This is a genomic window from Mycobacteriales bacterium (genome assembly GCA_035995165.1).
Classification (GTDB): domain Bacteria; phylum Actinomycetota; class Actinomycetes; order Mycobacteriales; family CADCTP01; genus CADCTP01.
Genome location: DASYKU010000132.1, coordinates 1 through 7328, shown reverse-complemented (window position 1 = coordinate 7328; position 7328 = coordinate 1). Strand labels below are relative to the sequence as shown.

At 75.9% G+C, this 7328-nt stretch carries 7 protein-coding genes; all 7 read left to right on the top strand.

Going from position 1 to position 7328, the window contains the following annotated elements; translation table 11 throughout:
* The first annotated feature begins 56 nt into the window (after window positions 1-56).
* Complete coding sequence (gene hisI / locus VGP36_22380; protein ID HEV7657457.1) at window positions 57-476, top strand: phosphoribosyl-AMP cyclohydrolase; 420 nt, start codon at window positions 57-59, stop codon at window positions 474-476.
* Window positions 473-1999, top strand: a complete 1527-nt coding sequence (locus tag VGP36_22375) for an anthranilate synthase component I (protein HEV7657456.1) — start codon at window positions 473-475, stop codon at window positions 1997-1999. Before hisI ends, VGP36_22375 begins: the two co-directional genes overlap by 4 nt.
* Entirely contained in the window at window positions 1996-2919 is a 924-nt protein-coding gene (locus VGP36_22370; GenBank protein ID HEV7657455.1) for a Trp biosynthesis-associated membrane protein, read from the top strand. Before VGP36_22375 ends, VGP36_22370 begins: the two co-directional genes overlap by 4 nt.
* A 68-nt stretch (window positions 2920-2987) precedes the next feature.
* Window positions 2988-3674 (top strand): response regulator transcription factor, encoded by a 687-nt coding sequence (locus VGP36_22365; GenBank protein HEV7657454.1) that lies wholly within the window; start codon window positions 2988-2990, stop codon window positions 3672-3674.
* Window positions 3671-5164 carry a HAMP domain-containing sensor histidine kinase gene (locus VGP36_22360; protein HEV7657453.1) on the top strand — a complete coding sequence of 498 codons (1494 nt, stop codon included), beginning with the start codon at window positions 3671-3673 and terminating at the stop codon, window positions 5162-5164. The genes VGP36_22365 and VGP36_22360 overlap by 4 nt, the downstream gene beginning before the upstream one ends.
* Window positions 5165-5192: 28 nt before the next feature.
* On the top strand, window positions 5193-6014 hold the full coding sequence (gene trpC, locus VGP36_22355; GenBank protein HEV7657452.1) for an indole-3-glycerol phosphate synthase TrpC: 822 nt from the start codon (window positions 5193-5195) through the stop codon (window positions 6012-6014).
* Entirely contained in the window at window positions 6004-7200 is a 1197-nt protein-coding gene (gene trpB / locus VGP36_22350) for a tryptophan synthase subunit beta (protein ID HEV7657451.1), read from the top strand. The genes trpC and trpB overlap by 11 nt, the downstream gene beginning before the upstream one ends.
* The last annotated feature ends 128 nt before the right edge of the window (window positions 7201-7328 follow it).

Genomic DNA, 7328 nt, shown 5'->3' with positions numbered 1-7328 from the left:
CCGCGGATCGGCGCCGGTTGGTAACCGATTAGCCGGGACACGGCAGAATTGACTCCATGCCCGCCCCCACTGAGCCCGCGCCCGCAGGCTCGCGCCCGTCGTCCGCGCTGGACCCGAAGATCGCCGACCGGCTGAAGCGCGACCCTGCCGGGTTGGTCGCCGCCGTCGTGCAGCAGCAGCACACCGGCGAGGTGCTCATGGTCGGCTGGATGGACGACGAGGCGCTGCACCGCACCCTGACCACCGGCCGCTGCACGTACTGGTCGCGCAGCCGGCAGGAGTACTGGGTGAAGGGTGAGACGTCCGGCCACCAGCAGTGGGTGCGCTCGGTCGCGCTCGACTGTGATGGCGACACCGTGCTGGCCAGGGTCGACCAGGTCGGCGCGGCCTGCCACACCGGCGACCGCACCTGCTTCGACGCCGACGTCCTGCCCGCGGTCGTCGCCGACCGGCCCGCCCCGGCGAGCACCACGTGACCACCGGGGAGGTGGTTCCGGACCGGGCGGAGTTCGCGCGGCTGGCGGCGCGGTCCCGGCTGGTGCCGGTGACGCGCCGGCTGCTGGCCGACGGCGAGACCCCGGTCGGCGTCTACCGCAAGCTCGCCGGTGGCCGGCCCGGCACGTTCCTGCTGGAGTCGGCCGAGCACGGGCGGTCCTGGTCGCGCTGGTCGTTCGTGGGCGTACGGTCCTCGGCCACCCTGTCGGAGCGGGACGGGCGGGCGGTCTGGACCGGGACGCCGCCGCCCGGGGCGCCCGTCGAGGGCGACCCGCTGGAGGTGCTGGCCGGGACCTGGCGGGCGCTGCTCGGGCCGCGGCCCGGCGGCGACCTGGCCGAGCTGCCGCCGCTGACCGGCGGCCTGGTCGGCTACCTCGGCTACGACGTGGTCCGGCGGCTCGAGAGGCTCCCGGCGTACGCGACCGACGACCTCGGGACGCCCGAGCTGACCATGCTGGTCGCCACCGACGTGGCCGTGGTCGACCACTACGAGGCCAGCGTGCTGCTGGTGGCCAACGCGCTGGTCCCGTCCGGGGCGTCCGAGACTGAGCTGGACGCCTTGTACGCCGACGCGGTGACCCGGCTGGACGCGATGACCCGGGACCTGGCCACGCCGGCCCCGCCGAGTGTGGCGGTGACCCGGCCGGTGCCGCCGGCGGAGCACGTGTCCCGGACGCCGGCCGGGCAGTACCAGCCGGCGGTGAAGGCGGCGCTGGACGCGGTCCGGGCCGGCGAGGTCTTCCAGGTCCAGGTCGGGCAGCGGTTCGAGACGCCGACCGACGCCGACGCGCTGGACGTCTACCGGGTGCTGCGGACGCTGAACCCGTCGCCGTACATGTATCTGCTGCGGTTGGACGGGTTCGACATCATCGGGTCCTCGCCCGAGGCGCTGGTGACGGTGACCGAGGGGCGGGCCGTGCTGCACCCGATCGCCGGCACCCGCCCGCGCGGCGACACCCCCGAGCGGGACGCGGAGCTGGCCGCCGAGCTGGTCTCCGACGTCAAGGAACGGGCCGAGCACGTGATGCTCGTCGACCTGGCCCGCAACGACCTCGGCCGGGTCTGCGCGCCGGGGACGGTCCGGGTGGTCGAGTTCGGTGGCCTGGAGCGGTACTCGCACGTCTGGCACATCGTCTCCACCGTCACCGGCGAGGTCGCGCCCGGGCGGGACGCGCTCGACGTCCTCACCGCCTGCTTCCCGGCCGGGACGCTCACCGGCGCGCCCAAGGTCCGGGCCATGGAGCTCATCGAGGAGCTCGAACCCGTCCGCCGGGGTGTGTACGGCGGCGCCGTGGGCTACCTCGACGCGGCCGGGGACCTGGACATGGCGATCGCGATCCGGACCGCGGTGGTCCGGGACGGGACCGCGTACGTGCAGGCGTCGGCGGGGATCGTCGCCGACAGCGACCCGGCGTCGGAGGAGCAGGAGACCCGCAACAAGGCGCGGGCCGTGCTGCAGGCGCTGGCGACCGCGGCCACCCTCGCCCCACCGGACGTCCGATGACCGAGGCCACCCCCCGCCCGGCCGGCCCGGCGGCCGGCGGAGGCGGGTCGGCCTCGGCCGGCGGCGGGCCGGCCGCGGCCACCGGCCGGCCGGCGGCGGCCTCGGCCGGCGGCGGCCCCGGCGGCGGCCCCGGCGGCGGTTCCGACGGCGGTTCCGACGGCGGGCGGCGGGGGATGGGGGCGCGGGAGCTGGGGGCCGTCGTCGGCGCGTGCGCGCTCGGCGGCGGGATGGTGCTGTTCTCCGTCGGCCCGACCTGGCTGCGGGTCAGCGCGCAGCGCCGCCCACCGCTGGCCGACGTGACGCTCAGCCTGTCCGGCCGGACGCTGGAACCGCTGGTGGCCGGGCTCGGGATCGTCGGGCTGGCCGGCGTCGTCGGCCTGCTCGCGACCCGGCGCTGGGGCCGGCTGGTGGTCGCCGCGATCGTGGCCGCGTCCGGGATCGGGGTCGTCGTCACCGCGCTGACCCGGCTGGCGGCGCCGGGTCAGGCCGAGCTGGCCGACCTGCTGCAGGAGTCGGACCGGGGCGCCGGGCTGGCCGCGGACCCGGCGATCAGCGCGACCGCGTCCCCGGGCTGGCCGTTGCTGGCCGCGGCCGGCGGGCTGCTGCTGGCGCTCGGCGGGCTGGCCGCGCTGGCCCGGTCCCGGCATTGGCCGACCATGTCGGCCCGGTACGACACGCCCGCCGCGCGGGCGCAGCGACCCCGGACGGACGCCGCCGTCTGGGACGCCCTGTCCCGCGGCGACGACCCGACCACGGCCGACCCGCCCCCCGCTGACCCGACCACCGCTGACCCGACCGCGGCCGACCCGACCGCGGCCGACCCGACGACCGCCGATCCGACCACGGCCGACCCGACCACGACCGACCCGCCCACCGCTGACCCGACCGCAGCACCGGCCGACCGTCGCGAGGCGCACTGACCCGGCTCGTACGTTGCTCGAACACGGGGCTGATGTGGCCTCGTGACCACGGACCGTACGGTGGCCGCGTGGTGGGGGACAGCAAGGGCCTCGTGCTGGTCGTGGAGGACGAGCGCGCGATCGCCGACCTGGTCCGGCTCTACCTGACCCGGGAGGGGTTCGGGGTGCACGTCGAGGCCGACGGCGTCGGCGGCCTGACCGCGGCCCGCCGGCTGCACCCGGTCGCGATCGTGCTCGACGTCGGCCTGCCGGGCCTGGACGGCACCGAGCTCTGCCGGCGGCTGCGCGCGGACGGGGACTGGACGCCGGTCCTGTTCGTCACCGCCCGCGACGACGAGATCGACCGGGTGCTCGGCCTGGAGCTGGGCGCGGACGACTACGTGACCAAGCCGTTCTCGCCGCGGGAGCTGGTCGCCCGGGTCAAGACCGTGCTGCGGCGGACCCGCGGCATCGAGCAGGCCAGCCCGCTGCTGCGGGTCGGCCGCGTCTCGCTCGACCCCGACCGGCGCCGTGCGTACGTCGACGCGGCCGAGGTCGCGCTCACCACCACCGAGTTCGACCTGCTCGCGTTCCTGCTGCGCCGCCCGGGCCGGGTGTACGAGCGCGAGCACCTGCTCTCCGAGGTCTGGGGGTACGCGGCCGCGGCCGGCACCCGGACCGTGGACGTGCACGTGGCCCAGCTGCGGGCCAAGCTCGGCGACGCCAGCCCGATCCGTACGGTCCGCGGGGTCGGCTACTCCGCGGAGGCGCCGTGACCGATACGCCGGGGTTGGGGGAGCGGTTGTTCGCGGGGGCGTACCGGCCCCGGCGGCATACGCTGGCCGGCCGCATCGCGCTGGTCACGACCGCGGTCGCGGTGGTCGCGGTGCTGGTGGCCGGGGTCGTGTCGCTCGGGCTGGTGCGCTCGGCCGGGGACGGCGACGCCCGCAAGACCCTCTCCGCGCTGGCCGACGCGGCCGCCGACGGCACCGGCGGTGGCCGGCTGGGAACAGGCCCGATCGCGACCCGGACCCGGACCCGCAACCAGCTCAACGCCCTGAAGATCGACTTCACCTTCCTCACCCGGACCGGCGCCACCCAGGGCGGCCCGGCCGACGGCCTGGCCACCCGGGCGCTGTCGGAGCAGGAGCGGCAGCAGGTCGTCGCCGGGCAGCCGATGTCGCTGACCCGGGACGTCGGCGGGGTCCGGACCCTGGTCGAGGCGCGCCCGTCCACCGGCGGCGGCGTGGTGCTGGCGCAATCCCTCTCCGACGCCTCCTTCGCCCGGGACGCGGTGCAGCGCATCGGCATCTCGCTGCTGGTCGGGCTGGCGGTGGCAGCGCTGGCCGGACTGCTGCTGGCCCGGCTGCTGGCCCGCCCGCTGCGCCGGGCCGCCCAGACCGCGCACCTGCTCGCCGCCGGCGCCCGCGACGTCCGCGTCCAGCCGGAGGGACCGGCCGAGGTGGCCGAGGTCGCCGACTCGCTGAACGTGCTGGCCGCGGCCCTGGCCGCCAGCGAGGGCCGGCAGCGCGACTTCCTGCTCTCGGTCAGTCACGAGCTGCGGACCCCGCTGACCGCGATCACCGGGTTCGCCGAGTCGCTGGCCGACGGCGTGACCGCCGGCGCGGAGGTGAAACCGGTTGCCCGGACCGTGCTCGGCGAGGCCCATCGGCTCGACCGGCTGGTCTCCGACCTGCTCGACCTGGCCCGGCTCGGCGCCCAGGACTTCCGCATCGACCTGCAGCCGGTCGACCTGACCGAGCTGGTGCGGGCGGCCGGCGAGGTCTGGCGGGCCCGCTGCGAGGCGGTCGGCGTCACCGGCCTGACCGACCTGCCCCGGCACCCGGTTCTCTGCGTCACCGACCCGACCCGGATCCGGCAGGTCATCGACGGCCTGGCCGAGAACGCGCTGCGCGTCACTCCGGCCGGTCGGCCGGTCCTGCTCGGCCTGTACGAGACCGCCGGCGTCGCCGTCCTGCAGGTCCGCGACGGCGGCCCGGGGCTGTCCCCGCAGGACCTGCCGGTCGCGTTCGAGCGCTCGGTCCTCTACGAGCGCTACCGGGGCGTCCGGCAGGTCGGCACCGGCGTCGGCCTCGCGCTCGTGCACGGGCTGACCACCCGGCTCGGCGGCACCGCGGACGCCGGCCGGGCCCCGGAGGGCGGCGCCTGCTTCACCGTGCGGCTGCCGCTGCAGCCCGGCCCCTCGACCAGCACGGTTCCCCGGCCGTACGGGGGCGGGTCGGTTCCCGCACCAGGAGGTCGGTAGGGTGCCTGAGAGGCAGCCGACGAAGGGGATCAGCGTGAGCGTTCTCGACGAGATTCTCGTCGGAGTCCGCACCGACGTCGCCGCTCGTGAGGCCGCCGTCCCGCTGTCTGAGGTCAAGGTGGCTGCGGCGCGGCGGCCGGCGGCTCTCGATGCGATCGCGGTACTCCGACTTCCCGGCGTGGGAGTGATCGCCGAGGTGAAGCGGGCCAGTCCGTCCGCGGGGGAGATCTCCGCGATCCCGGACCCGGCCTGGCTCGCGGGCGAGTACGAGTCGGGTGGGGCCCGGATCATCAGCGTGCTCACCGAGGAGCGCCGGTTCTCCGGCTCCTTCGCCGACCTCGACGCGGTCCGGGCCAAGGTCGAGGTCCCGGTGCTGTGCAAGGACTTCGTGATGTCCTCCTACCAGGTCCACGAGGCCCGCGCCCACGGCGCCGACATGGTCCTGCTCATCGTGGCCGCGCTGGAGCAGAACGCGCTGGTGGGCCTCGTCGAGCGGATCGAGTCGCTCGGCATGACCCCGCTGGTCGAGGTGCACGACGAGGCCGAGGCCGACCGCGCGCTGGAGGCCGGGGCCAAGGTCATCGGCGTCAACGCCCGCAACCTCAAGACGCTCCAGGTCGACCGCAGCGTGTTCGAGCGGATCGCGCCGGGGCTGCCGAGCCGGGTGCTGAAGATCGCCGAGTCCGGGGTCCGCGACCCGCACGACCTGATCGCGTACGCGGGGGCCGGCGCCGACGCCGTCCTCGTCGGTGAGGGGATCGTCACCAAGCCGAGCCCGCGGCAGGCCGTCGCCGAGCTGGTCACCGCCGGGTCCCACCCGGCCACCCCGCGCCCCGCCCATGACCGCTGAGATCGTCCCGGACGCCTCCGGGCACTACGGGCCGTACGGCGGCCGGTTCGTCCCCGAGGCGCTGATCGCGGCGCTGGACGAGCTCGGGGCCGCGTACGACTCGGCCCGGCAGGACCCGGAGTTCATGGCCGAGCTGGACCGGCTGCTCAAGACGTACGTGGGGCGGCCGACGCCGGTCACCGACGCGGCCCGGCTGACCGCGCACGCCGGCGGCGCCCGGATCCTGCTCAAGCGCGAGGACCTGGCCCACACCGGCTCGCACAAGCTGAACAACGCGCTCGGCCAGGCCCTGCTGGCCCAGCGGATGGGCAAGAACCGGATCATCGCCGAGACCGGGGCCGGGCAGCACGGGGTCGCGACCGCGACCGCCTGCGCGTACCTGGGCCTGGAGTGCGTGGTCTACATGGGCGAGGAGGACACCGTCCGCCAGGCCCTCAACGTGGCCCGGATGCGGATGCTCGGCGCCTCCGTGGTCCCGGTGACCACCGGGACCAGGACGCTCAAGGACGCGATCACCGAGGCAATGCGGGACTGGGTGACGAACGTCGCGAGCACGCACTACGTGATCGGCTCGGTGATGGGGCCGCACCCGTTCCCGATGATCGTGCGCGACTTGCAGCGAGTGATCGGCGACGAGGCCCGGGCCCAGCTGCTGGAGCTGACCGGCCGGCTGCCGGACGCGGTCACCGCCTGCGTGGGCGGCGGCTCGAACGCGATGGGGATCTTCACCGCGTTCGTGCCGGACGCGTCGGTCCAGCTGATCGGGTACGAGGCCGGCGGGCAGGGCGTCGAGGGCGCGCTGCACGCGGCCACGATCGCGGCCGGCCGGCCCGGCGTGCTGCACGGCATGCGGACCTACCTGCTGCAGGACCCGGACGGCCAGACGCTGCCGACCGCCTCGGTCTCGGCCGGGCTGGACTACCCCGGCGTCGGACCCGAGCACGCCTGGCTCTACGACACCGGCCGGGCCACGTACCGGTCGGTGACCGACGCGCAGGCCATGGAGGCGCTGCGGCTGCTCGCGCACACCGAGGGCATCCTCTGCGCGATCGAGACCGCGCACGCGATCCACGGCGCGGTCGAGCTGGCCCGCGAGCTCGGGCCGGAGCAGATCGTGCTGGTCTGCCTGTCCGGACGCGGGGACAAGGACATGGACACCGCCGGCCGCTGGTTCGGCCTGCTGTGAGCGAGCGCGAGGGCTCGCAGCGCGAGCGGAGAGCGACGAGGGCCGATCGCCCGGCGCTCGCGCCCGGCGATCGGCCGGAGGACCGGGCGCTGTGAGGTTGTCGGAGACCTTCGCCGCGGCCAAGGCCG

Coding starts and splice junctions, on each gene's coding strand:
- hisI (HEV7657457.1), top strand. CDS start 57: ATGCCCGCCCCCACTGAGCCCGCGCCCGCAGGCTCGCGCCCGTCGTCC.
- VGP36_22370 (HEV7657455.1), top strand. CDS start 1,996: ATGACCGAGGCCACCCCCCGCCCGGCCGGCCCGGCGGCCGGCGGAGGC.
- trpB (HEV7657451.1), top strand. CDS start 6,004: ATGACCGCTGAGATCGTCCCGGACGCCTCCGGGCACTACGGGCCGTAC.